At 62.0% G+C, this 23,254-nt stretch carries 24 protein-coding genes and 1 pseudogene; 11 read left to right on the top strand and 14 right to left on the bottom strand.

The features are described 5' to 3' along the window. Positions 1–12: 12 nt before the first annotated feature. Positions 13–1,626 carry an AMP-binding protein gene (locus tag V5F78_RS13360; protein WP_394071054.1) on the bottom strand — a complete coding sequence of 538 codons (1,614 nt, stop codon included), beginning with the start codon at positions 1,624–1,626 and terminating at the stop codon, positions 13–15. Positions 1,627–1,859: 233 nt separating this feature from the next. On the opposite strand from V5F78_RS13360, the gene V5F78_RS13355 reads away from it, so the two are divergent. The 3 genes from V5F78_RS13355 to V5F78_RS13345 all read left to right on the top strand — a co-directional run bounded on the left by V5F78_RS13355 (position 1,860) and on the right by V5F78_RS13345 (position 4,990). Continuing rightward, positions 1,860–2,540: a TetR/AcrR family transcriptional regulator gene (locus V5F78_RS13355; RefSeq protein WP_394071053.1), complete on the top strand. Its 681-nt coding sequence runs from the start codon at positions 1,860–1,862 to the stop codon at positions 2,538–2,540. A gap of 116 nt (positions 2,541–2,656) precedes the next feature. Beyond that, complete coding sequence (locus V5F78_RS13350) at positions 2,657–3,703, top strand: amidohydrolase family protein (RefSeq protein ID WP_394071052.1); 1,047 nt, start codon at positions 2,657–2,659, stop codon at positions 3,701–3,703. A gap of 168 nt (positions 3,704–3,871) precedes the next feature. Then, entirely contained in the window at positions 3,872–4,990 is a 1,119-nt protein-coding gene (locus V5F78_RS13345; RefSeq protein ID WP_394071051.1) for a CaiB/BaiF CoA transferase family protein, read from the top strand. Positions 4,991–5,060: 70 nt separating this feature from the next. Here the strand turns inward: V5F78_RS13345 and V5F78_RS13340 are convergent, their stop codons facing one another. Beyond that, a complete protein-coding gene (locus tag V5F78_RS13340) occupies positions 5,061–6,155 on the bottom strand; it encodes an alkene reductase (RefSeq protein ID WP_394071050.1) in 1,095 nt (364 codons plus the stop codon). 118 nt (positions 6,156–6,273) lie between these two features. Between V5F78_RS13340 and V5F78_RS13335 the strand changes: the two genes are divergently transcribed. The 5 genes from V5F78_RS13335 (at position 6,274) to V5F78_RS13315 (ending at position 10,220) form a co-directional block, all read left to right on the top strand. After that, positions 6,274–6,642, top strand: a complete 369-nt coding sequence (locus V5F78_RS13335; protein WP_394071049.1) for a winged helix-turn-helix transcriptional regulator — start codon at positions 6,274–6,276, stop codon at positions 6,640–6,642. Positions 6,643–6,650: 8 nt separating this feature from the next. Continuing rightward, positions 6,651–6,875, top strand: a complete 225-nt coding sequence (locus tag V5F78_RS13330; protein WP_394071048.1) for a helix-turn-helix domain-containing protein — start codon at positions 6,651–6,653, stop codon at positions 6,873–6,875. Then, positions 6,872–7,675, top strand: a complete 804-nt coding sequence (locus V5F78_RS13325) for a helix-turn-helix domain-containing protein (protein ID WP_394071047.1) — start codon at positions 6,872–6,874, stop codon at positions 7,673–7,675. Before V5F78_RS13330 ends, V5F78_RS13325 begins: the two co-directional genes overlap by 4 nt. A 165-nt stretch (positions 7,676–7,840) precedes the next feature. Then, the gene (locus V5F78_RS13320; RefSeq protein ID WP_394071046.1) at positions 7,841–9,106 is read left to right on the top strand and encodes an MFS transporter; all 1,266 of its coding nucleotides are present in this window, start codon (positions 7,841–7,843) and stop codon (positions 9,104–9,106) included. A gap of 139 nt (positions 9,107–9,245) precedes the next feature. Further along, positions 9,246–10,220 carry a LysR family transcriptional regulator gene (locus V5F78_RS13315; RefSeq protein WP_394071045.1) on the top strand — a complete coding sequence of 325 codons (975 nt, stop codon included), beginning with the start codon at positions 9,246–9,248 and terminating at the stop codon, positions 10,218–10,220. Between the two features lie 18 nt (positions 10,221–10,238). Here the strand turns inward: V5F78_RS13315 and V5F78_RS13310 are convergent, their stop codons facing one another. The 8 genes and pseudogenes from V5F78_RS13310 to V5F78_RS13275 all read right to left on the bottom strand — a co-directional run. Next, positions 10,239–11,261 (bottom strand): GlxA family transcriptional regulator, encoded by a 1,023-nt coding sequence (locus V5F78_RS13310; RefSeq protein WP_394071044.1) that lies wholly within the window; start codon positions 11,259–11,261, stop codon positions 10,239–10,241. A 61-nt stretch (positions 11,262–11,322) separates the two neighbouring features. Continuing rightward, positions 11,323–12,000, bottom strand: a complete 678-nt coding sequence (locus V5F78_RS13305; protein WP_394071043.1) for an energy-coupling factor ABC transporter permease — start codon at positions 11,998–12,000, stop codon at positions 11,323–11,325. A 39-nt stretch (positions 12,001–12,039) separates the two neighbouring features. Further along, a complete protein-coding gene (locus V5F78_RS13300; protein ID WP_394071042.1) occupies positions 12,040–12,378 on the bottom strand; it encodes a nitrile hydratase accessory protein in 339 nt (112 codons plus the stop codon). Between the two features lie 9 nt (positions 12,379–12,387). Further along, entirely contained in the window at positions 12,388–13,005 is a 618-nt protein-coding gene (gene nthA / locus V5F78_RS13295; protein WP_394071041.1) for a nitrile hydratase subunit alpha, read from the bottom strand. A 26-nt stretch (positions 13,006–13,031) separates the two neighbouring features. Further along, positions 13,032–13,769, bottom strand: coding sequence for a nitrile hydratase subunit beta (gene nthB / locus V5F78_RS13290; RefSeq protein WP_394071040.1), 738 nt, complete (start codon positions 13,767–13,769; stop codon positions 13,032–13,034). Between the two features lie 26 nt (positions 13,770–13,795). Further along, positions 13,796–14,299: a DUF1097 domain-containing protein gene (locus V5F78_RS13285; RefSeq protein ID WP_394071039.1), complete on the bottom strand. Its 504-nt coding sequence runs from the start codon at positions 14,297–14,299 to the stop codon at positions 13,796–13,798. Between the two features lie 75 nt (positions 14,300–14,374). Continuing rightward, positions 14,375–15,355, bottom strand: a complete 981-nt coding sequence (locus V5F78_RS13280) for a CobW family GTP-binding protein (RefSeq protein WP_394071038.1) — start codon at positions 15,353–15,355, stop codon at positions 14,375–14,377. 302 nt (positions 15,356–15,657) lie between these two features. Continuing rightward, a pseudogene (locus tag V5F78_RS13275) lies at positions 15,658–15,825 on the bottom strand (phosphohydrolase); the annotation flags it as partial. Positions 15,826–15,988: 163 nt separating this feature from the next. Between V5F78_RS13275 and V5F78_RS13270 the strand changes: the two are divergent. After that, positions 15,989–16,555, top strand: coding sequence for a TetR/AcrR family transcriptional regulator (locus V5F78_RS13270; RefSeq protein ID WP_394071037.1), 567 nt, complete (start codon positions 15,989–15,991; stop codon positions 16,553–16,555). Positions 16,556–16,582: 27 nt separating this feature from the next. Here V5F78_RS13270 and V5F78_RS13265 read toward each other — a convergent pair whose 3' ends face one another. Genes V5F78_RS13265 through V5F78_RS13250 form a run of 4 tightly spaced genes read right to left on the bottom strand, consistent with a single transcriptional unit; the run spans position 16,583 to position 19,851 of the window. Then, positions 16,583–17,143 (bottom strand): HPP family protein, encoded by a 561-nt coding sequence (locus V5F78_RS13265; RefSeq protein ID WP_394071036.1) that lies wholly within the window; start codon positions 17,141–17,143, stop codon positions 16,583–16,585. Continuing rightward, positions 17,136–17,906, bottom strand: coding sequence for a haloacid dehalogenase type II (locus tag V5F78_RS13260; RefSeq protein ID WP_394071035.1), 771 nt, complete (start codon positions 17,904–17,906; stop codon positions 17,136–17,138). Before V5F78_RS13260 ends, V5F78_RS13265 begins: the two co-directional genes overlap by 8 nt. A gap of 14 nt (positions 17,907–17,920) precedes the next feature. After that, positions 17,921–19,471 carry a solute symporter family protein gene (locus tag V5F78_RS13255; RefSeq protein ID WP_394071034.1) on the bottom strand — a complete coding sequence of 517 codons (1,551 nt, stop codon included), beginning with the start codon at positions 19,469–19,471 and terminating at the stop codon, positions 17,921–17,923. Then, positions 19,468–19,851 carry a DUF485 domain-containing protein gene (locus V5F78_RS13250; protein ID WP_394071033.1) on the bottom strand — a complete coding sequence of 128 codons (384 nt, stop codon included), beginning with the start codon at positions 19,849–19,851 and terminating at the stop codon, positions 19,468–19,470. Before V5F78_RS13250 ends, V5F78_RS13255 begins: the two co-directional genes overlap by 4 nt. Before the next feature lie 183 nt (positions 19,852–20,034). Here V5F78_RS13250 and V5F78_RS13245 point away from each other — a divergent pair, with 183 nt between their 5' ends. Together V5F78_RS13245 and V5F78_RS13240 are read left to right on the top strand one after the other, a co-directional pair. Beyond that, entirely contained in the window at positions 20,035–21,468 is a 1,434-nt protein-coding gene (locus V5F78_RS13245; RefSeq protein WP_394071032.1) for a sigma-54 interaction domain-containing protein, read from the top strand. A gap of 90 nt (positions 21,469–21,558) precedes the next feature. Continuing rightward, positions 21,559–23,145, top strand: coding sequence for an amidase family protein (locus V5F78_RS13240; RefSeq protein ID WP_509276232.1), 1,587 nt, complete (start codon positions 21,559–21,561; stop codon positions 23,143–23,145). Positions 23,146–23,254 lie beyond the last annotated feature (109 nt).

Raw genomic sequence — 23,254 nt, 5'->3', positions numbered from 1 at the left:
TCTTTGATATCGTCACTTGACGATAATTTCTTTCGCCATCTCCCGCAACGCAGACTTTTTGACCTTCGATCCGTTCGGCCCGTCGGTCACCGGCAGGCTGTCCAAGACGAAGAAGCGTACCGGGACCTTGTAGATTGCGAGATCCGAACGACAGGCGCGCTCAAGGCGCACCGCATCGAATTGAGCACCGGCTTCGAGCACAAGGAACGCCACCGGCCGCACACCCTCGGACAGGGCCACAGACACGACCTGGCAAGCAGTGACGGCAGCGTGTCGACGAATGACATCCTCGATCTCGACCGGGCTCACGAGATACCCGCCAATGCGCAACACGTCGCTGTGGCGCGCAATGAAGGTGAAACTGCCGTCGGTCTCCTTCCGTGCGATGTCCCCGGTGCGGAAGTATCCGTCGCCGGTGAAAGCGGCATGTGTGCTTTCGTTATCGTCGAGATACTGCGCCATTATGTTCGGCGTGGAGACCTCAAGCAAACCGACATCTCCAACGCCGAGCAGAACACCCGTTTCAGGATCGCGAATTCGAAAGGTCGCGCCGACGTCAACGGGGAAGCCTCCACCGTGCTGCCGTTGTGAGAGGGGAGCCTCATCGGGTTGGGCGGAGAATAATGCGAGCGTCTCCGTCATACCGAAGCAACCGCGAACCCGAACGCCCCGCGCATCCGCTTCCGCGGGGAGATCATCGAGGCCCGGCGTGAAATTGGCGTGACCGTAGTATCGAAGGTTGGGAAACGGGCGCCGCTCTTCGGACGCCTGCAGCAACTTCAACAACATGTCGTTGGTGCCGAAGACGGTTGTGATCTGCTCAGTTTGCATGGAGGTCACGTCCGCCTCCGGCGCGAACCCATCACGCAGAGAAAGCACGGCCCCGGCCGCAATGGTCGTAAAGCCCACCGTGAATCCGAAGGCACCGCAGAGCGGCAGCATCAGCAACACGCGGCTACCTGCCTCGTCCAGCCCCAGGACTCGCCCCCCATGACGCGCATGGCGTACGACACGGCCTTGGAGATGCACGACGAGTTTTGGTAGGCTCGTGGTCCCCGAGGTGGCCAGTATCAGCAGGGGATCGTCCGCCCTTCCGATGCTGATTTCGCCTGGACGGTCCAAATCAAGCGAGGTCAGCGAAGATACGGGAGCACCGGCGGCCAAGCCCGCCCGCGGCTCGGGGCAAGCATCTATCACATGGCGCAGGCTGGGCAATTCGCCCGCCGTCGCGAGCGTCTGCAAGGTTGCGCCATTGCGATATCCGCTGTCGTGCACCAGGGCTACGGCGCCAGTCCGAATGACAATATCCCGGACCTCTTTCGCACCGAGGCGTGGATTAAGTGAAACGATTGCCACACCAAGGCGAGCCGCGGCGAAGACCAGCACGACCCATGTGGGCGAATTCGGCAACATGACCGCAATCCGGTCGCCCCGACGGAGGCCAAGCTCTGCAAGTCCATGGGTCAACCGACCCACGCGCTGCCGGATCTCCCCGGCGGTGAAAGCAACGCCCTCCCAGCTCAAGAGCTCCGCCTCACGCGGAAGTCGGTCGAGCAAGCTGCTGAAGCTGTCCTCCGGGACAATCTGCCCAGCGGTGGCAAACGTAGTCATTTCGATTTCGCCCATTCCTTGCTCGACGATGCGTTGCCGTCCCGTGCGCGCCGCAGTCCATACGACAGCGCTGTGTTATTAAAATCATCATTAGTGATTTTTTTTAACGCGTCAATCGCTCAACGCTTGCACCTCGGATGGAGGCGCCCCACTCTCAATCCGACGATGGCCAGGCACGGCCAAGCCGACGTGCTCATGACCGGACGGGCACGGCGGGAGCATTTGATCGGACAAGGATTGTCGGCTGAATGAAGGACGGCGCGCAAAAGAAGCGGTCACCAAAGGGGGCGATCTCCGACCCGCCCACCGCCCCCAATGGAGGCCACCTCAAACAGGAGCGCAGCATCGAGACGCGCGAAAGGCTGATCCATGCTGCGATCAGACTGCTCCGCGAGAAGGGTCATTCGAACTTCAGTACCATGGCTGTGGCCGAATACGCCGACGTTTCTAGAGGAGCACTCCAGTATCATTTCAAATCACGAGACGAAATTTTTGTCGCCGTTCGACGCAAGATTGCCGAAAGTCTTGATCTAGATATTTCGGTTTCACACATTCTTGCCCTACCTCTTTCAGAGCGCGTAGCCAGGATAATACAGCATTACTGGAATACTATTGGAAGCGTGGATTATGTCGCCGCCCTTGAGATCCGCCTTTACGAGCGATTCAACGCGACTGTTCACGCCAGCTTGATGGCGGAAATGACCCGATTTTCCGAGCAGAGGAACCGTGACTGGGTGCGCATTTTCGCTGATGCCGACGTGCCCTCGGACGAGCTTGTGGATCTGCGCCGCTTCATGCTGGACACCCTGCGCGGAATCGCACTTCGCCAGATCGAAGAGGGGAGAACCGCGAAGGTCGAACGTCAGATTGCGATACTCTCCACAACCCTGATCGCACTGCTGCAGGCAGACATAAAAAATCAATCTTGACTTTTTTATTTGACATGACACCGTCCGACGGTCGCCTCGAGGCGGCTGACGGTTGTTCTGTGCCGTGTTCAAGGGCGACACGATGCTAAGAACGAGATGGTGCGAAAGGGATAGGAATGGAATCAAAGCCGCAGGCCGTGGGGAGGTCGATTCTCCCGAGTGCTAACAAAGACTGGCTCGCCCTGCATCAGGAGCCGATCATCGATCCCGCCCAGCCGATCATCGATCCTCACCATCATCTCTGGTATGCGCCGCGCGAACGCTATCTGCTCGACGAACTGGAGGCCGACTGCGCGCGCGGACACAACATCATCGCCACGATCTTCGCCGAGTGCACGGAGGGCTATCTGACGACGGGGCCGGAGCATCTGCGCGCGACAGGTGAAACAGCCTTTGCCGCGCGGATCGGCCAGCAGGCGGATGCCCGCGACATCCCTTATGGGGTCTGTGCAGGTATCATCTCATATGCGGACCTGCGCCAGGGTGCAGCCGTGGAAGAGGTGCTCGACGCCCATTTGAAAGTCGGTGCCGGCCGGTTTCGGGGCATCAGGCAGTCCACCGCCTGGGATCGGAACGAGGCGGTGCGCACCACAATTCGCACTCCGCCCGAAGGTGTGCTGCGCGAGCCCGCCTTCCGGGAAGGCTTTGCGGTCCTCACACGGATGGGGCTGACTTTCGACAGCTGGGTGTATCACCCGCAGCTCAGCGATGTCGCCGATCTCGCCCGTGCATTTCCGGATGCGAACATCATTCTCGATCACGTCGGCGGCCCCATCGGCATTGGCCCCTATGCCGGCATGAGGGACGAAGTCTTGCGCGTTTGGGAAAAGGGCATCCGTGATATCGCAACCTGCCAGAACGTCACGGTCAAGTTGGGTGGATTGGGCATGCGGCTCGGCGGTTTCGGATTTCATGAATTGCCGCGCCCGCCATCGTCCGAAGACCTGGCTGCTGCTTGGAAGCCTTATGTCGATATATGCATCGACGCGTTCGGCCCAGCCCGCTGCATGTTTGAAAGCAACTTTCCTGTCGACGAGATCTCCTGCGGGTACGACGTCTTGTGGAATGCATTCAAGCGCCTCGCGGCGGGTGCCTCAGCGGATGAGAAGGACGATCTCTTCTGGCGCACCGCAAGCCGTGTCTACCGGATTTCCGCTGCCTAGGCATACCAGCACGCTTCATGGCCAAGGCCCCGAGGACCACAGAACTGCACGCGTGAAAAAGACGTGTCGACGACGCTGCTTCGAACCGACGGTGCCGTCGAACGATTGGGACTTTCGCGGGGCAGCAGACGAGGTTTTTCGACAGCGGAGTTCGCAAGGGAAGCGAGAATGGACGAAGCGAAGACGCGGAAAGCGAAGCAAGGACCCCTCGCAGGGATCCGCATTGTGGAATTCCATGGACTGGGGCCGGGCCCATTTGCTGGCATGCTGTTGGCCGACATGGGGGCCGACGTCCTGCGCATTACACGGCACGGTGGCGGTGACGACAGTGACTTTGATACGACCACATCGCGAAATCGCAACGTGCTCACTCTCGATCTCAAGCAGGAATGCGACGCTCAGGTGGCGCTCGCGCTTTGCTGCGCGGCCGACGTCCTGATCGAGGGCTACCGTCCGGGGGTCATGGAGCGGCTGGGCCTCGGACCAGACACCGTTCGTGCGAAGGCGCCAGGGCTCGTCTATGCGAGAATGACGGGCTGGGGCCAGGAGGGGCCCCTCGCGCATATCGCCGGACACGACATCAACTACATTGCGCTGAGCGGTGCTCTTGCCGCAATCGGGACCGAAGAAACCGGTCCTATCCCGCCGCTAAATCTCATCGGCGACTATGGCGGGGGGGCCCTGTACCTCGTCATGGGCATTCTTGCGGCTCTCATTGAACGCGCGGGGTCTGGGAAGGGACAGGTTGTCGATTGCGCCATGTGCGACGGCGTGACGTCCCTGATGTCGGCGTTCTACGACATGCGGGCGCATGGGCGGTGGAACCTGCGGCGCAGCAGCAATCTGCTCGATGGCGCAGCCCCGTTTTACTGCACATATGAATGTGCTGACGGGCGCTACATTGCCGTTGGCGCGATAGAGTTTCCCTTTTGGCGTGAACTATGTCGTCGGATTGGCGTGAACAAAAAGGATGAGGCCGACCGCGACGACACTTCCAGTTGGTCTCGAATCAAGGCTAACCTTGCAGGGATCTTCCGGCAGAGGACGCAAGCGGAATGGTGTGCGCTGCTTGAGAACGGCGATACCTGTGTTTCGCCCATCCTCGACCTGGATGAAGCGGCGCTTCATCCGCACATGCGTGCGCGGACGGCGTTTGTGGACGTGGGAGGATCGATGCAGCCGTCTCCTAGCCCGCGCTTCTCCCGAACCCCTTTGGCCCGCCCATCGGTGGCTCGACCGCTAGTCCCGGCGGAGGCCTTGAAGTTATGGAACGCATCGGTGAGCTGACGGTGGGCATCCGCCACGTTGAGCTCCGTACGCTCGCCGGCATGCTCGTCCGCGCGCTAGGGCGTGCCGCTTAAGCGTAACGTGGATAATCCGTATAGCCATTGGCGCCGCCGGTATAGAATAATTCCGGATTTGCGGGAGCAAGCGGATAGCTCATCTTCAAACGAGAAACGAGATCTGGGTTAGAGATGAAAGCCGCGCCGAATGCCACAGCATCCACAAGGCCAGCATCGAGCGCGGCCTGTGCCTTTTCTTTATCGTAGCCACCGCCAACGATCATTTGGCCCTTGTAGAATTGCCGAACCCAAGTCGGTAGATCCTCAAATTCATGAGCAGGCGTACCCTCGGGCGCATCGGGAAAAGCCAAGGCGTGGACGAATGCCAGCGGGTATTCGTTCAATTTCTGGAAGACGTAGCCGTACGTCTCGGCATTATCTTCGTTTGCGGAGACCAGCCCAGAGCGGACTCCGGGGCTAAGTTTGACGGAAACGCGTCCAGCGCCCCAGACCGAGAGCACTTCCTCGATGACCTCGAACAAGGCTCGGCTACGGTTCTCGATGGAGCCGCCGTAATCGTCATTGCGAAGGTTCGTCGCGGTATGGAGAAACTCTGGAAAGAGGTAGGTGTGGGCTGCGTGTATCTCGATCCCGTCGAACCCCGCAGCCTTGGCGTTGGCGGAAGCAAGCCCGAAGTCGCGAATGGTCCGCCTGATGTCGTCCAGTGTCATTTCGCGTGGAACCGGAACGTCGACAAACCCGCTGGGAATGAAGGTCTTCTCACGCAGATCGACGGCGGAGGGAGCCAGCGGTGGTTCACCGTTGCGATAGAAGGGGTGAGAGACGCCGCCGGTATGCCCGAGCTGGGAAAAGATCCGACCACCCGCAGTGTGAACGGCCTCCACCACATTGGCCCAGCCTTTGGTCTGATCTCTGGTGAAGAGGCCGGGTACGTTCAGAAAGCTGACTGAGTCCGCGCTGGGCCACGTTGCCTCCGAGATGATCAGGCCCGCCTCGGCGCGCTGCGCGTAATACTCGGCCATAAGCGGCGTGGGGATCAGGCCATCATTCTCCGCCCGTCCGCGGGTCATGGGCGCCATGACCACGCGGTTCTTGATTTCGATAGCCCCCAGGCGGGCGGGCTCAAAAAGACTTTCTGCCATGGCCATGGTTCCTTCCGCTATCGGCGATCCTGCGCGGGTCGGTCGTCGGCATGGGAAATGAACCGAAGCTTGACTCGAGGCAAGTACACACTAAAAAGTAAGTGCCTGTTTTAGCGAGGCGGAAATGTCAAAGGCATCGTTCGGCTGCGGAATGGAAGCGGTCCTCGATCTCGTCGGCGGGAAATGGAAGCTCCTGATCCTTTATCATCTGTATGGGCCTCCCCGGCGTTTCGGAGAACTGCGGCGGCTGGTCGGCAATGTGACCGAAAAGATGCTGAGCCAGCAGCTCAGGGAGATGTCGACGGATGGCTTGGTGAGGCGCATTGATTATCGAACAGTGCCCCCTCACGTCGAGTATGAGTTGACGGGATTTGGCCAAGACCTCTGCAGATCACTCCAACCATTGTGCGAGTGGGGTACAAGAAACATGGCCGAACTCACCGCCGTCTCTGCGGCCCGCGCCCGTCGGACTGACGCTATTTCGGTCAGATGAAGCAATGCTTGTTTCCGCACAAGAACGGTTCCACCTTCACGACCTGGCGCCGGCAAGCCTGCCTCGCAGTCTCGCTGCCCAGGCTGGTCGCCGGTGAATTGATCACGGAGACGGCACTGGCTCTCGGCTATAATAACCCTGGCACCTTCCCGGCGATGTTTTTGCGCGCACTCGGGATGTCGCCGCGCGCCTGTTTTAAGCAAAATGATGCGGCGGCTGGTGATTTCTTATGACTACCAGGATTTCTTTACCGCCCGAGCATCCCGGCGAACGACAGGACGGCTTCCTGGTCGCCACAATGGCCAAGGATTATCCTGAGAATGCTCTGGTCGCCCGGCATTCCCACAGACGCTCGCAACTGGTCTTCGCATCATCGGGAGTGATGAGAATTACAACTGACAGCGGTGCATGGGTTGTTCCACCTCAGCGCGCTGTGTGGTTGCCCCCCGGGATCGAGCATGAAATCCAGGCCTCGGGCATCCTGAAAATGCGGACGCTCTACTTCGAGCCGGGCACCGAGTTCGAGCAGGCCTTTCCGACCGGCTGCACCGTTATCGAAGTTTCGCCGTTGGTGCGAGAGGTCATTCTTCGCGCAGTAGAAGTCGGAAGCCAGGAAGACGGCAAGTCCTCGCGCCTTGTGCGCTTGATGGCTGTTCTCTTGGACGAAATCAAAACCCTCACCGTGCTCTCGCTTCATCTCCCTATTCCGGCCGACCGGCGCGTGGCTCGCATTTGCGAGGCGCTATTGGCTGATCCATCAGCCGATCTCACGCTCGGCGGTTGGAGCAAAATCGTCGGCGCGAGCGAACGGACATTGGCAAGACAATTCCTGAGTGGAACGGGGATGAGCTTCGCTCAATGGCGCCAAAAGGCAAGACTTCTCGCCGGCCTTGTTAAGATCGCGCGAGGAGAACCGATCCTTTCGGTCGCTCTCGACATGGGATACTCGAGTCCGAGCGCGTTCAGCGCGATGTTTCGGCGGATCCTGGGCGCCGCTCCGAGCGCTTATTTTTCAAAGCAACGATCAATCTGACCCATCGCTGCAGGTCATCTTCGGCTTCGATCGTCGCTGCCCGACAGACTGGCCTGCCCTTTGACCGTTTTGCGACGAACTGTGGCTTTGAAGCGAGCGAACGTCACCGACATAGTTCTTAGATTCTTGGCACATGAGATCACGTTCGAAATCATGAGGCCAAAAATGTCCACTAGGGTCGAACCAGGTGCCTCGGCAGCCGCCCATACCCATGTGTCTGATCGGCAGCGGTTTTGGGCAGTTGCGCTCTGCGCATGCTGTCCCTTCCTGGCGGTGTATGCCACTCAACCGCTCCTCCCGTCCTTGGTGGATCTTTTCAATACCAGCGCGAAGGAAGTCGGCCTTACCATCACAGCAACGACGTTGGCTGTCGCGATCGCCGCACCGATTTCGGGCGTGATCGCCGACGCGATCGGACGCAAATCCGTCATCGTTACCTGCATTTTGGGGCTTGCCATTCCTGTGGCCCTCGCAGCGACGGCAACGTCGCTCCAGCAATTGATCATGTGGAGGTTCATTCAAGGCCTTTTTATCCCCGGTATCTTTTCCGTCACTCTCGCCTACGTTGGCGAAGAATGGGCCGGAAAGAACGTCGGCCTCGGCATGTCCGCTTATGTCAGCGGAGGTGTCGTGGGGAGTGTGTCTGGCCGAGTCATCTCGGGTCTTGTGGCGGATTATCAGGGCTGGCGGACCGCGTTTGCGGTCTTGGCCTGCGTGATTGCACTTGGCGGCTTGTGCGTTTGGCGGTTTCTACCGAAATCACGGAACTTTGTGCGGGAACGCGATATCACAATCGGCCTGCGAAACATGGGTCGTCATTTAAAGAATCCGAGCATGATCGCAATCTTCGCATGTGCCTTCAACAACCTCTTCGTGTTTGTCAGCACTTTCACTTACATAACATTTCATCTCGTAAAACCGCCTTTTCTCTTGAGCGAAGCTGAACTAGGATTCATGTTCCTGCTGAATCTCTTCGGCGCACTTGCAAATCCGATTGCAGGGAGATGGATGGGGCGGGTGGGCTATCGGACCGGCTTGATAGCAGCGTTGGCGACCAGCACCGTAGGTATCCTCTTGACCCTTGTTCCCGATCTGATCATCGCGCTGATTGGTGTTGCGCTGATCTCGACCGGGGTTTTCGTCGCTCAGACGGCAGCGACCGGACAGATGGGTTTGGTTGCCGGAAAAGCGAAGTCCTCCGCCGCGGGCGTTTATGTCTGTTGTTACTATGCTGGCGGTAGCGTGGGAGCCTTCCTGCCGGGCTTCGCCTATGCGGCTGGAGGGTGGCCAGCCTGTATAGCACTCATCCTCGCGGTTAAGCTCGTCAGTGCACTCGTCGGGATACTTTTCTTCAATCCGGTGCCGTCGGAGGAAGCCAAGGGCGCGCCCCACCCTGCGTACCATCATCACCAGGCGCCCTACGGGCGATGATAGATCCGCTCACCCAAGATGCGCGCCCGCCCGCCGAAAATCTCGTGGCCTCTGGATCAACCCGAATCTGCGCCCATTGCTAAATCCTTATAAGTGGGCCAGATTGCACAGTATTATTACAGCTATTGTATAATGGACCATGGACCGTTTTCTGCTGATGCAATGCTTTGCCCGGACCGTGGAGACGGGGAGCTTCTCAAGCGCAGCGCGCGATCTCGGCCTCAGCCAGCCAAATGTCAGCCGTTACGTTGCGGCGCTCGAAGGTCACCTTGGGCGTCGACTTCTGCAGCGATCGACCCGGAAGCTGCATATGACGCCGGAAGGCGAGAGGTATTACGCAGAGGTGCGACGGATCCTCGATGCGGTGGCCGAAGCCGAGTCCGGGCTGAAGAGCGAGATCGCGCCCGCTGGGCTCCTCCGCGTCGCCTGTCCGACGGCGCTCGCCCATGAATTCGTCATGCCGCTGCTCCCAACCTTCCTGAGGGCCTATCCCGATCTGGACCTCGACTTGCAGATATCGGATCGGTTTGTGAACCTGATCGACGAAGGTGCCGAGCTTGCCCTGCGTATCGGCCATCTAAGCGACAGCGCGCTGCGCGCCCGCCGCGTTGGGCGTTTCGAACGCATCTGCGTGGCCGCGATCAGCTACCTCAAGGAACGCGGCACGCCTCGAACCCCGCACGATCTCGCCCACCACGACTGCATCGTTTATTCGCTGCTCTCGACCGGCGCGGTGTGGCGCTTCTCGGAGACCGAGGTGGCCGTTACGGGCCGTCTTCGGGTAAATGCGCCGCAAGCCGTGCGCGAGGCGGCCGAGGCGGGCCTCGGGATCGCTCTCGGTCCCTCCTGGCTCTTCGATGAAGGCCTGAAGGCGGGCCGCCTGAGACGGTTGCTGGCGGACCACGAGGCGCCACCGGTGCCGATCCACATCCTCTACGCCGCCAACCGCCTTCTGCCCCGCCGGGCGATCGTCTTCATGGATTTCATTGCTGACGCGTTCGGCAAAGTCGCGGCTTTGAACGTAGCCGGCGGGGAGTCTGAGCGCGCCACCCCAGGAACTCTAACGACAACCGCCATCACGATGTTCGCACTGCCGAAGACGGATCTTACCTGATAATCAGCTGAAGAAGCGCTAGGTGAGGGTGTCGTTGTCCCGCGTGGCGGAGCGGCGGGGCCGGCGGGCGGCGGTCGTGGTCTGGACTTCCTGGCCTGTGTGGAAGCGGCTGCGGTAGGCCGCAGGTGTTACGCCGATGGTTTTGGCGAAGACCCGGCGCATGGTGTTCATGTCCGCGAAGCCGCAGTTCGCCGCGATGCGCTGCAAAGGCTGGGTGCTGTCTTCCAGCAGGCGGCGGGCCGCATCCACCCGAGCGGCGGCGACGAAGTCCGCGGGGGTCAGCCCCAACTCCCGCCGGAACACGCGCGCGAAATTACGTGGGCTCATGCCGATCGCCTGCGCCACATGATCCACGGACAAGGGCTGGGCGATGTGGGCGAGAATATAGGCCTGCGCTTTCTGGATCAGGGTCGTTTCCGCCATCTGACCCACCAGATGCGCGCTGAATTGCGACTGGCCGCCCGGCCGGCGCAGGAACACCACCATATAGCGCGCGGTGATCATGGCGATGTCCCGCCCGTGGTCCTCCTCAACCAGTGCGAGCGCAAGGTCGATGCCCGCTGTGACGCCAGCCGCAGTGATCAGCGGCCCGTCGCGCAGATAGATGGCATCGGTGTCGAGGCGAATGTCTGGAAACTGGCGGGTGAAGCGGTCGGCGCATTCCCAATGGGTGGTCACCCGCTTGTCCGCCAGCAGTCCCGCCGCCGCGAGCAGAAAGACACCGGTGCAGATGGAGCCGTAACGCCGCACAGTCGGCACGCGACGTTGCAGCCAAGCGATGACCTGCGGGTCAATCTCCTGAAAGGAGGGATCGCCCGCCACCAGCAACGTATCAATGGGTTCGTCCGGATCGTAAATGCTGCGATCGGCGAGGAAGCGCAATTGACCGGTGCCGCCGATGGCCGGCTCACCGGTGGAGATCACCTGCACGTCGTAGGCGCTCATATCGCCCAAGCGGCGGGCCGCCTCCCAGAATATTTCCGCTGGGCCCACCACATCGAGGGACTGCACCCCCGGTGGGGCAAGGATGGCAATGCGCATGGTCTTCCTCTTGCTCGTCAATCATGACCCCGCATGGCGATGCGGGGCCATGGGGCGCGGCTTAGACGGAGTGGAAGAGGCGGGTCTCCACCACCGCACTTCCCTTGAGGCCATGGAGGGCCTTCGCGGCGGCGAGGACCGCCAGATCCACCAGCGGCTCCACGGTGACGACCAGCAGATAGGCCCCGCCAAAGGTGGCAATGGCCGTGAGGTTCGCCATTGAGAAGCCCTGCCCATACAGCGCCCAGAACGCCACCCAGGCCACGATCCCGCTCTGATAGGTGGCCGACAAGGCAAAGGCCTGGCGGTAGCTCAGCTCCACATAGGGGGTCTGGGGCGCGATGATTTGCTTGGCAAGGCCAGTCAGGGCGAACAGCGGCACCAGGAGCGTCGTAACGTTCATGCCATATTGCGGCAGATCCTGCGGCTCGAAGAAGAAGCCTTGCAGCAGCAGGCCGAGAGAAAGCCCCAAAGCGGCGGGACCGACGCCGAACACCAGAAACAGGGTGGAGCCAAGGATCAGATGCACTTCGGACACGCCCACCGGTTGATGCGGCAGAAGTTCGAAGAAGGAGAAGACCAGCGCCGTTGTGATGGCGCTGCGGACGAGGAAGGACAGCGGGCCGCGCTGGAGCAGCGTTTCCCAGCACAGCTTCGCTGTATAGAGCAATGCGCCGCCGCCGGTGGCGTAACTAAGGACGATCTTCGTATCGTCCACGAGGCCGGGTTCGATATGCATGATAAGCTCCGTCGGGTCTGAATAGAGGTGGGGTTGGCGTCAACCCGCGTGCTGTTCGGCAAATGCCGCGGCAAGATCGGCAGGATCAAGAAGGCCGGTCTTCACCACTGCTTTCTCCAGCGCCGCGAGCCAGCGCTCGTAATAATTCCAAGATGAGCGATCGACGGGGTGGTCAGCCTCCCAGCCGCCGATTTCCGCGATCAGTTCATCACGGAAGTCGTCCCATTCGAAATAGCCGTTCTTGGCGAGGGCGAGGGCGACACCAAAGGCCGTCCGTTCCCAATCGTTTCCGAAGCACAGCGTTCCGTTGGCGCGGGGCGGCGTGTCGGGCTTGCCCATCATCTCTGTGACGGCGAATTGTTCAAAGGCGGTGAGCACGGCCCTGCCTCACGCCGCGCGGGCGACAGCGACGCCCATCATCGCCTCGGGCGTGACGAGCGCCTCCAATTCCGTCTCGCTCAGGCTGTCGGTGCCCGCGGGGCGCTCCGGCACCACGAACCAGCGGATCTGGGCGCTGGAATCCCAAATCTTCACCTGCGTCGCCTCGGGAATGGCGAGGCCGAATTCCTTCAGCACAGCCCGGGGCTCGCGCGCGGCGCGGCTGCGGAAGGTTGGGTCCTTGTACCAATAGGGGGGCAGGCCAAGCACCGGCCAGGGATAGCAGGAGCACAGGGTGCAGATGACCAGATTGTGCACCCCCGGCGCGTTTGCGACGGCCTGCATATGCTCGCCCTCCGCCCCCGCCATACCATCGGGCAGCGCCAGCTCGGCAATGGCCTTGGGGGTGTCCGCCACCAGGCGCGCCTTGAAGGCCGGATCCATCCAGGCACGGGCTACGATCTTGGCCCCATTGAACGGCCCCATCTTGGTCTCGAAGAAGTTCAGGACCGTATCTACCGTCTGATCTGTGATGATGCCCTTCTTGATCAAGAGCGCTTCAAGGGCACGCACGCGGGCAGCGCTATAGGCCTCGCGATCCGCGCGATAATTGAATTGTTCGGTCATGGAAGTCTCCCCAAGAAACGTACCGGTCAAGCGGCGCGCGCCACTGCGGCGGGTGTCTCGACATAGTGGGCGAAGAGGTCGGCGAAGATCACGAAATTCGCCTCCGCATTGCCCGGCCACAGCGTGTCCGGGTCGAAACGGACGCAATAAACCGGCATGGGGGAGCCGATGCCGTCGGGGCCGGTATCGCAGAGATAGGCGTACGCGCCTTCGTAAACCGTCTCCACGGTGCCGGTCTTGTTGCGCAAATAGCCGGGCAGGCGGGTATGCTCGACGCTGGGCACATCGCGGACGAACACTTCGTCGCCGACGGCGAAGTCATAGGTCCCCTGGAGCGGCCGCTTGGGGCTGTCCCCCTCCACCAGATATTGAAGGACGCGCGCGTCGATGGCTGTGTCGCCCTCGGTAGGCAACGCCTTGTCGGAAGCTTGGTAATATTCCTCCGTCAAGGCGTCCAACTCGTCGGCGGTGATGTAGCCGTTGGCGATGAAATATCCGCAGATACCGCCCAGCCATTTCTCATAGTAACGGTAGCGGAAATAGTCGAAGGGGTTCAGAGATTCCGCGCCCTTGCGCAGATCAGCCCAGGTCCACACGGTACGGAAGGCGGAGGGCGTTTCCGGCAACGGGAGCTGGGTCGACAGCGCCATCATGGCCGTGTGAATACCGAAGATGCGGGTTTCCCAAGGCTCGACGAACACGCGGGTTTCGGTGCTCACCGGGCCGAGCCCCTCGAGGCCGCCGAGATAATGCTGAAGTTTCACGTCAGGCTCCTTGAAGTGAGAAGAGATCAGGCGGCCACCGGCGCTTTGGCTGTCAGCACATGGGTGCCCAACTCGGAGATGAGGCCGAACAGCGCACCGAGCAGCATCGCCACCATGGCCACGACGGTGGGATGGGAGATGCCGGACGTGCCGGTGATCGTGGTTCCGCCCGCAGCACCGGTCCCCACCAGGGACGCGAAGCCGAACACGATGGCCGGCGGAAAATTCAAAAGGCGGAAGGATGAGACCAGGATCATTGCGGATGTGCCGAGGCCCACGAGGATGGCGGCGAAGATCGGCTGGGCGGGTCCCATCTCGATGATGAGCAATGTGAGCGATGCGATGAGGATGCCGGTCCAATTGGACGCGACCGACTTGATGAGGCCTGCTTTTCCTCCGCCGCAGGCGAAGAAGGAGGCCCAGGCGATGAACGTCACCCAGACCGGCACCGGAAGAAGCGTGGCGGTGAGATAGGTATCGAGGGCTCCGAGAACGCCCAGGCTGGTCATGGCAGCGAGAAGTGGAGACATGGTTCTTCCTCTGGAGTTTTTTGGTCGGCAAGACGGAGGGGGCATCCCTCCGGATCACGGGCAGGCGCGCTGCGATCAACCGGCGGCCAGCAGATCGCCGGGACGTACAGCCAAGGCGTGCCAGCCGCTGCGGAGCGCGTCTTCATCGAGATGGCGCCCGATGAAGACGATCTCGCTTAGCCGTGCCTCGCCGGAGCGCCATGGGCGCCCTGGGCGTCCCTCCAAGGTCATGTGCACCCCGTGGAACACGTATCGACGGGGCTCGCCGGCGAATTGGAGCACGCCCTTCACACGGAACAGGTCCTTCCCCGTGGCCTGCACCAAGCGGTTGAGCCAGGCGTTGAATGCGGCTGGATCGAGCGGCACATTCTCGCGCAGCGCCACGCAGCCGATGCTGCTGTCGTGCTCATGGGTGTGATCCTCGAGAATGTCGGGATCTATGGCGAGAATATTGCGCAGGTCGAACGCCGCGACGTCGAGAACCTGAGGCCGGGCCACCGCGCAATCGCGGGTCCGGACGATCCTGGCCAGCGGGTTCAGGCGCCGCAGCTCGGTTTCGGTCCGCGTGAGGCTGTCTTCGTCGGCGAGATCGATTTTATTGAGCAGAAGAATATCCGCAAAGCTGATCTGCTCGCGGGCTTCGTCCAAGGCCAGATGATTGGCCATGTGGCGGGCATCCACCACCGTGACGATGGCATCGAGCTGCACGCTCTGGCGCAAGAGATCATCGACCATGAAGGACTGGATCACCGGCGCGGGATCCGCCAAGCCGGAGGTTTCAATAATGATGCGATCGACGCCGCGGCCGGATGCCAAGAGGCCGTGGATGGAGGAAATGAGATCCCCCCGCACGGTGCAGCAGATGCAGCCGTTATTCAGCTCGATGACCTTGTCCTGCGTCTCAACCACCAGTTTTCCGTCGATGCCCACCTCGCCATATTCATTGACGATCACGGCAATACGTTCGCCAGGGGAGGCGGTAAGAATATGGTTGAGCAGGGTGGTCTTACCCGCGCCGAGAAAGCCGGAGAGTATCGTCGCCGGAATTTTGTCCATGGGGATCGCCTTAGCGCCAGTTGGTTGCTCGAACTGGGCGAAATTCAAGGCGAGGCGAGGCGGAACGGCAATATGGCCAATGCTTCAGATTCTGCCAAAGGGACGCTAGAAACGGACAACCATTTTTGCTTAAGCAGACATGTTTTTTAATTAGACAGAGCGATTACTATTTAATCAAGGTAATGCACAAATGAGGTGCAGGGCAAACCCTGTTTTGACGTATGCCTGATCCGAAGCGGCGCAGGGTCCCGCCGCCAGCAGGCTGCCTGGCGCCGAAGCTTCGAGCAGCCTGCAGGCTCAAATCATCTTGCCCAGTGCGAAGAGCGGATGACGCTGCAGAAATTGCCGCGATGGAAGCGCGGCTCCTTGTCGGCGATGACGTCGGCTTTGACCTTCCCGAAGGTGGTATCCGGCTTGTGCTTGATGCCATCATAGAAGGCTTGGATGATGTCTTCCTTGAAGTGCGGCGTGGCGGAAAGCTCAGAGGTGAACAGTCGATCGCGTCGACGAGGCGTTTCGAATTTTAGTGCAGTCGTTCTATAATGCACCCGTGCGCGAATGATGGCAGGGTGCGCGCGGAACCAACGGACGGACGAAGGAATGGCCAGACCGAGGGAGTTCGATGAAGACGCGGTGCTCGACGCGGCCGTCGATTGCTTCTGGAGTCGTGGCTATGAGGCGACCTCCGTTCGCGACCTGATCGAGAGCACGGGGTTGACCGGGGCCAGCATCTACAATGCGTTCGGCGACAAGCGGGCGTTCTTCCGCAAGGCGCTCGCGCATTATGTCCAGGAAAGCGTTGCGGACCGTATCCGGCGGTGCGAGGGCATGGCGCCGCGCGCGGCTATCGGCGCATTCTTCGCGGACATTCTCAGGCGCTCGCTGCGCGATCAGGATCACAAGGGCTGTATGCTGGTCAACGCCGCGCTGGAGGTTGCGCCCCATGACATGGAGTTGAAGGAAGACGTCGCCGACGTCCTCAATCAGCTTCAAGCCTTCTTCCTGCGGTGCGTCGCGGCCGGGCAGGCCGACGGAACGATCAGCGCGTCTTTGACGGCCGAAGATCTCGCCCGCCATTTGCTCGGCGTCCTGATGGGTGTGCGCGTGCTTGCGCGCGTGCGACCGGAAAAAGCGCTGCTTGAGGGCGTGATCGGTTGTGCGTTCGCCCTTCTTGATGGCGACGCAAATCGAGCGGCCTGAGCCGATACACTCGCTGTTGCCGCTCTTCTATTTTTGGGGAGCGTCCGGCGCCGGCGCGGAGGGCGCCGCCGCCGACGGGTCCGTGGCGGCGCCGGTGCGCCGGAAGAGCCAGAATGGCTCAAGACAACGCGCCAGAAGCGCCGCGAGAAGCGCGCCGGTCAGCACCGGCCAGAGCAGGAAGCTCCAGTCCGGGTGGAACTGCGCGGCGATGAGTGGGGTGATTCCCGCCGGAGGATGAAAGCAGCGCAGGGCCATCATCAGCGCCAGCGCCACCCCCACCATGCCGGCCGTCGCAAGCTCGGAGTCCGGCCAGAGCTGGTGGCCGCACAGCGCCACCACGCCGCAGACCATGTGACCGCCAACGATGGCGCGACTGCTGGAGGGCGCGCTTCCCGGCGCGCCACACACGAGGACGAGGGTTGTCGCAAAGGGAAAGGCCGCCAGTGCCGTCCCCGATGCGCGCGCCACGACATGCAGGGCGAACACCGAGATCGTGACGAGCACGGCGGCGGCGGCGATGCCGATCCGCTCGCGTCTGCGTGCTGTCGCGTCTCGGTTTTCCCCTCGGATCGAAGTCGCGTCAGGCACGGACCCCCGCGGTCTGCGTCTGTGCGGCCTGCTCGGCGACGAGCAGCTGCGGCAATTGAGAGAGGGTCTGCACCACGAAGTCCGCGGTTTCGGCGTATGTCTCCTCCTGCATCCTGAGTGCCTTGAACATGGTGAGGGGAGAGATCGGGCGCGCCTCCAGTTCGCGTGTCAGCTTCTCGGTTGGCAGACGGGCGATGCGTGCGACGCGGAAGCCGAAATTCTTCGCGCCGCCGACATCGAAGCCGTTGGACGACACGAACAGGACATTCTCCGGCTTCACGCCAAGGACTTCCTCCACCATTTCGTAGGCGCGAGGATGGGGTTTGAAGACCGCTTTGGAATCGACGCTGATCACCTCGTCAAAAAGCTCGGTGAGACCGGCATTGGCGACCAGGCGTTGCAGCATGTCCGGCGCCCCGTTGGAGAGGATGGCCAGGCGCAGCGGGGCGAGGTCCTTCAGACATTGAGCAGTGTCGGGGTAGGGCTGAAGCCGGTTATAGGCGTCTGCCATCTCGCGGAGGAATGCGGCGTCCGGCGCGCGTCCGAGCGTATTCAAAGTATAGGCCAGGGCTTCCTGCGTCACGCTCCAGAAGTCCTGGTAACATCCCATGAGCGAGCGCAGCCAGCTATATTCCAGCTGCTTCTGCCGCCAGATCTGGGTGATGTATTCGCCATATCCGGGATAGGCGCGCTCGGTCGCGTCGGCGACCGACTGGATGTCAAACAGCGTCCCATAGGCATCAAAGACAACGGCTTTAATCATGTCACATCTCATTTTTAGTGGTGTGCGGGTCGGGTCGGCGCGTCCTCGCGCAGGCCGGTGTTCGAGCGGAAAATGACCTCATCGAACTGAGCTTCCGATACGGGATCGCGTCGCGACAGCAACGCACCGAGGATGGCGCCGAGAAAGCCGATCGGCACGCTGGCAACGGCGGGATTGACGATGGGAAACAGCGCGTCGGCACCCATGAAGGCCGGTCCGGTCATCGCTAGGACCACCGATGAGACCAGCCCCGCCGTCATGCCCGCCACAACGCCAGCGGTGTTGAACCGGCGCCAGAACAGCGACAGCACGATGACGGGAAAATTCGCGCTGGCGGCGATCGAGATCGCCAGGATGACCAGCACCGCCACGTTGATGCCCTGAGCGAGCAGGCCGAACAATATGGCGAAGGCGCCCACGGCAAGGGTGGCGATCCGTGCCACCTTCACCTGCTCGTGCTCGCCCACCTGTCCGCCGCGGATCACATTCACATAGAGATCATGCGCGATGGCGCCGGACGTGGACAGCGTCAGTGCCGCCACGACGGCCAGGATGGTGGCGAAGGCCACGGCGACCACGATGGCGAGAAATATCTCTCCGCCGATGCTGCCGGGGCCGCCGCCGAGATACTGCGCCAGCAGGGGCAGAGCGAGATTGCCCCCCTTGTCGGCGGCCCGGATCACGTCCTGCCCGACCAGCGTCGCCGAGCCGAGGCCGATCAAGGTGGTCACCAGGAAGAAGGCGCCTGCCAGGAACATCAGCCACACCGCCGAACGCCGAGCCGTTTGGGCATCCGGAACCGTGTAGAAACGCGTCATGACGTGCGGCAGCCCGGCGGTGCCGAAGGCAAAGCTCAGCCCGAGCGAGAGCTGATCGAGCGGGTGCTTGAGATAATTCCCCGGGGCCAGCAATTGCGGTCCGTAGCGCTGCTCGGCCGCCGCGAACACGGCGAGAGGATCGAACCCGAAATGTGCCAGCAGCAGGGCGACCAGCACGATGGCGGTGCCGAGCAGCAGGACGGCCTTGATGATCTGCACCCAGGTCGTGGCCAGCATGCCGCCGAACACCACATAGACCAGCATGCCGACGCCGACGCCGACGATCGAGATCGCATAGGGCACGCCGAGCAGCAGCTTGATCAGTGCCGCCCCGCCCGCCATCTGCGGAACGAGATAGGCCAAGCTCACGACCACCGTGCCGAGCACTGCCGCGAGCCGCGCCTGCGGGCGCTGCATGCGAAAGGCGATCACGTCGCCCAGGGTGAAGCGGCCGGTGTTGCGCACCGGCTCGGCCACCAGCATCAAAATGGCGAGAAAGGCGACGAGCGCGCCCACGGCATAGAGCGACCCATCCATGCCGTAGAGCGCGGCGAGGCCTGTGAAGCCCAGGAAGGCCGCCGCGCTCATCCAGTCGCCGGCCAGCGCGAACCCGTTCTGAATGGGGCCGAGATTGCCATGCGCGGTATAGAAATCGCTGGCGGTACGGGTGCGCCGCGCCGCCCAATAGGTGATGCCGAGGGTGACCGCGAGGATCACCACGAAGATGGCGAGGGAGAGCAGTTTCATCGCGTGCCCTCCCGGGTGGCGGCGTCGCATGCGGCGGCGGCGAGCGGATCGAATGTCAAATGCGCCGCCAGCGTGTAAAGCAGCGCGGTTCCCCAGGTCACGAGATAGATGGCGATGACCATGACATAGCCGACATTCAGCGCGCCATAGGCCTTGGCTGCCATGAAGGGGCGGGCATAGCCGGCGAGCAGCAGCGTCAGAAAGAAGAAGCCGAGCGAAACAGCAAGCAGCCAGCTGATGATCTTGAACTTGGCCTGCATCAGGCGGCGAAAGCTCGGGGATTCGACGCGCTCATGCCAGTCAATGCGCTCGGCGGAAAGGAGCAGGGGAGGCGAGGCTCCCACGGCCGGTGCATGCACCGGCGCGGCCTGGATTGTCATTGGGCGTTTCCTTTGGTCTTGTTATGCCTTGGTCCCGCGGAAACCCGCGATCTGGCCGGTTGATGGTTCGCAACTTGCGTGCCAGTTCCGCACCGTCGAAATTTCAAAGAGTTAGTTGCAGCGACCAGTCTTCTTGATGCAAGATTGCATCGAGCGATGCGATTTTGCATCGGAAAGAGCGCCATGAACCTGCCCACGCCCCATGCTGCCGCCGCGCCGGATCTGCCGCTGACCGAGAGCGATTTCAGCGAGATCATTCGCAATTCGTTCGACGGTATCTTCGTCGCCGATGGCGAGGGGCGCACGCTGCTCGTCAATCCCGGCTGCGAACGCAATTATGATTTTCGCGCAGAGGACGTCGTCGGACGACTGGTGGTCGACCTTGAGGCGGATGGCCTGATCCGCCCCGTCATCGCCCCGCGCGTCATTGCCACCGGCCAGCGCGTGACGGCGATCCAGCGCACGCACACCGGCAAGACCATTCTCGCGACCGGGACACCGCTGTTCGACGATCACGGGCGGGTGCGGCGCGTCATCATCAATTCCCGCGACACGACCGAGCTCGACCAGCTTCAGACCGAGCTCTCACGCATCCGCCACGATCTGGCGCGGGCAGAGACCGAAGTGGCGCAACTGCGCCAGGAAGGATGGTCGCCGGACCGCCCGGTGTTCCACGGAGAAGCGACCCGCCGGATCGTTGACCTGCTGCGCCGCGTATCGGCCTCCGATGCCACGGTGTTGCTGTCCGGTGAGTCGGGTGTCGGAAAGGAAGTCTTCGCCCGTCTTGTCCACCGCGAGAGTTCGCGCGCCAATGCCGCCTTCATCAAGATCAATTGCGGCGCGCTCCCACGCGACCTGATCGAATCCGAGCTGTTTGGTTATGAGGCCGGCGCGTTCACCGGCGCGCATAAGAACGGCAAGCCGGGCATGCTGGAACTGGCGAACCACGGCACGCTGTTTCTCGACGAGATCGGGGAATTGCCGGTCGACATGCAGGTGAAGCTGCTCCACGTGCTGCAGGATCGGACCGTCGCGCGGCTCGGCTCCACCCGCTCCATGCCGCTCGACATTCGGATCGTGGCGGCGACCAATCGTGACCTGGCGCGCGCGGTCGAAGCCTCGACTTTTCGCGCGGATCTCTTCTACCGCCTCAATGTGGTCCCGGTGGTGGTGCCACCGCTGCGGGAGCGGCGTGAGGATATATTACCGCTTGTTCGCCAAGCCCTTGCCGGTTTCAACGCCCAATACCGAACTCACAAGCAATTCTCGCATGCCGCCGCCCTGGTGCTGGTGGCCTATGACTGGCCCGGCAACATTCGCGAGTTGCGCAATCTGGTCGAACGGCTGGTGGTCACTTCGCCGGGCGCGGTGATCGAGGTTGAGGATTTGGCGATTGCCGCAGCTCCACCTGCGCTCGCCACCGGCGAGGCGCCGGGCGTGGACCTGCCTGGCGTCGAGGAACTCGGCCTCGACGAACAGGTGCGCCGCTTTGAAGCCGCGATCATCGAGGGCGCGCTGCAGCGCTTCTCCACCACGCGGGCCGCGGCGCGCCATCTCGGCGTGAGCCAATCCACCATTGTCCGGAAGATGAAGGGCCCGGGCGAGACACCGCGCTGAGGCTCGCGTCGGGCACGATCCTGTCTTGCTTCTTTTTAGAACGATCGTTTTAATTGGCGGATATCCGTTCCTCTGACATGGCATCCGCACATGAGGCATCTCAGGCTTCCGGCCTTTCCGCTCCCTTCTGTCGAGATCGACATGATCGGCTGGACCATTTCCGATCTTCAGGCGGGCTACGAGGCGGGAAGTTTTTCCGCCTCGGATGTCGCGGCCGCATGCCTGGCGCGGATCGCCCGGCTGGAGCCCTATCTGAATGCCTTCATCAGCGTGAACATGGCGCTCATGGAGCAGGCCGCACTGGTCGACGCGGAGTGGCGGGCCGGCGTGAGAAAGGGTCCGCTCCATGGTGTGCCCATCATCATCAAGGACAATATGAACCTTGCAGGTGTGCGCACCACGGCCGGCTATGCGGGGTTTGCCGCGGATGATCGGGTTGTCGCCCCATCCGGCGGGGTTTTCAATGGCATCAACCTGGTTCCCGAGCGCGACGCCAGCGTGGTCGCGAGGCTCAAGGAGGCCGGCGCCCTGATTGTCGGAAAGAGCAATCTGCCCGATTTCGGATTGGACGGGCTGCGCGCCGATTCGAGCTACAATGGCGATACGCTGAACCCATACAACCCTCGCTTCGCGCCGGGTGCGTCGAGCACGGGCAGCGCCGCGGCGGTCGCGGCCGGATTTGGCATCGCATCGCTGGGCACCGACACGGCCGGTTCCATTCTCTTTCCGGCCTCGGCTCAAAGTCTGGTCGGCCTGAAGCCGAGCTTCGGCATGGTGCCGATCGACGGCATCTTCCCCGGCCTGTCCAGTCATCACGATGTTGCGGGACCCATCGCCAAGACCGTGCGCGATGTGGCTATTCTGATGGACGTCCTGGCCGGGCCGGCATCCCCCGACCCGCGAACTGCGCGTCGCACCGGCAAGCCTGATTTTGCGTCCGTGCTCGATGCCGATGCCTTCAGGGGAGCTCGGATCGGCCTGTTCGAGCCCGGGCAATGGGCCCCCGATCTGCATCCCGAGATCGCCGCCCATTACCGCAGGATGACCGACGTGCTGGCAAACCTCGGTGCCGAGCTGGTTCCGGTGGTGTTTGCCGATACGGACTGGCGGGCGCGGTGGGAGGGCCGGACCTCGTTTGTCGGCACCAACTCCTATCTGGCCGGCGTCGATGCCTTCCTTGCGGCCTTGGGCGGCTTCAACCCCGAATCCCGCCTGGATTTCAAGACGCGCACCGGCTTTGAGATCGGTGTGGCGACCACCGCTCCCCTGCACGGGCTTCTTTCGAGCGCGGACATAAATGTCGGGACCGATGATGCCGGCATGAGAGCCGTCGTCGAGCAGGCCGGGGCCCTGCGCGCCCATTATGAGACGATCCTGCGCGACAAGCGCATTGATGCACTTTTCTTGCCCCGTTCCGTCACTCCACTCCCCGATATTGATGGCGATACGCTGGCCTATCTCGGCGATCAGGTCGTCGGCACCGAGATCAATGAGATGGGGCTTCCGGTTATCACGGTTCCCGCTGGAGTCCTGGAGGATGGGCGCCCCATCGCGGTCGACATTGTCGGGGCTGCGATCGACACGGACGCCGCCATTTTGTCCTTCGCCTATGCCTTCGAGCAGGCAACATTGCTGCGGCGGCCTCCGGACTTTTCCGGCTTTGCGGTGGACATGTAGCGCATTGACCCGGATCTGCGCCGCCTCCGATTGAAGACGCGACCTGTGCTCCAATCGGCGATGGCGCCGGGCGTGGGCAGAGGAGGCCGGCGCGCTGCCGGCGCCCGTC

The organism is Roseixanthobacter glucoisosaccharinicivorans, from assembly GCF_043195095.2.
Lineage (GTDB): Bacteria > Pseudomonadota > Alphaproteobacteria > Rhizobiales > Xanthobacteraceae > NCEH01.
This window is presented reverse-complemented; position numbering and strand designations above follow the sequence as displayed.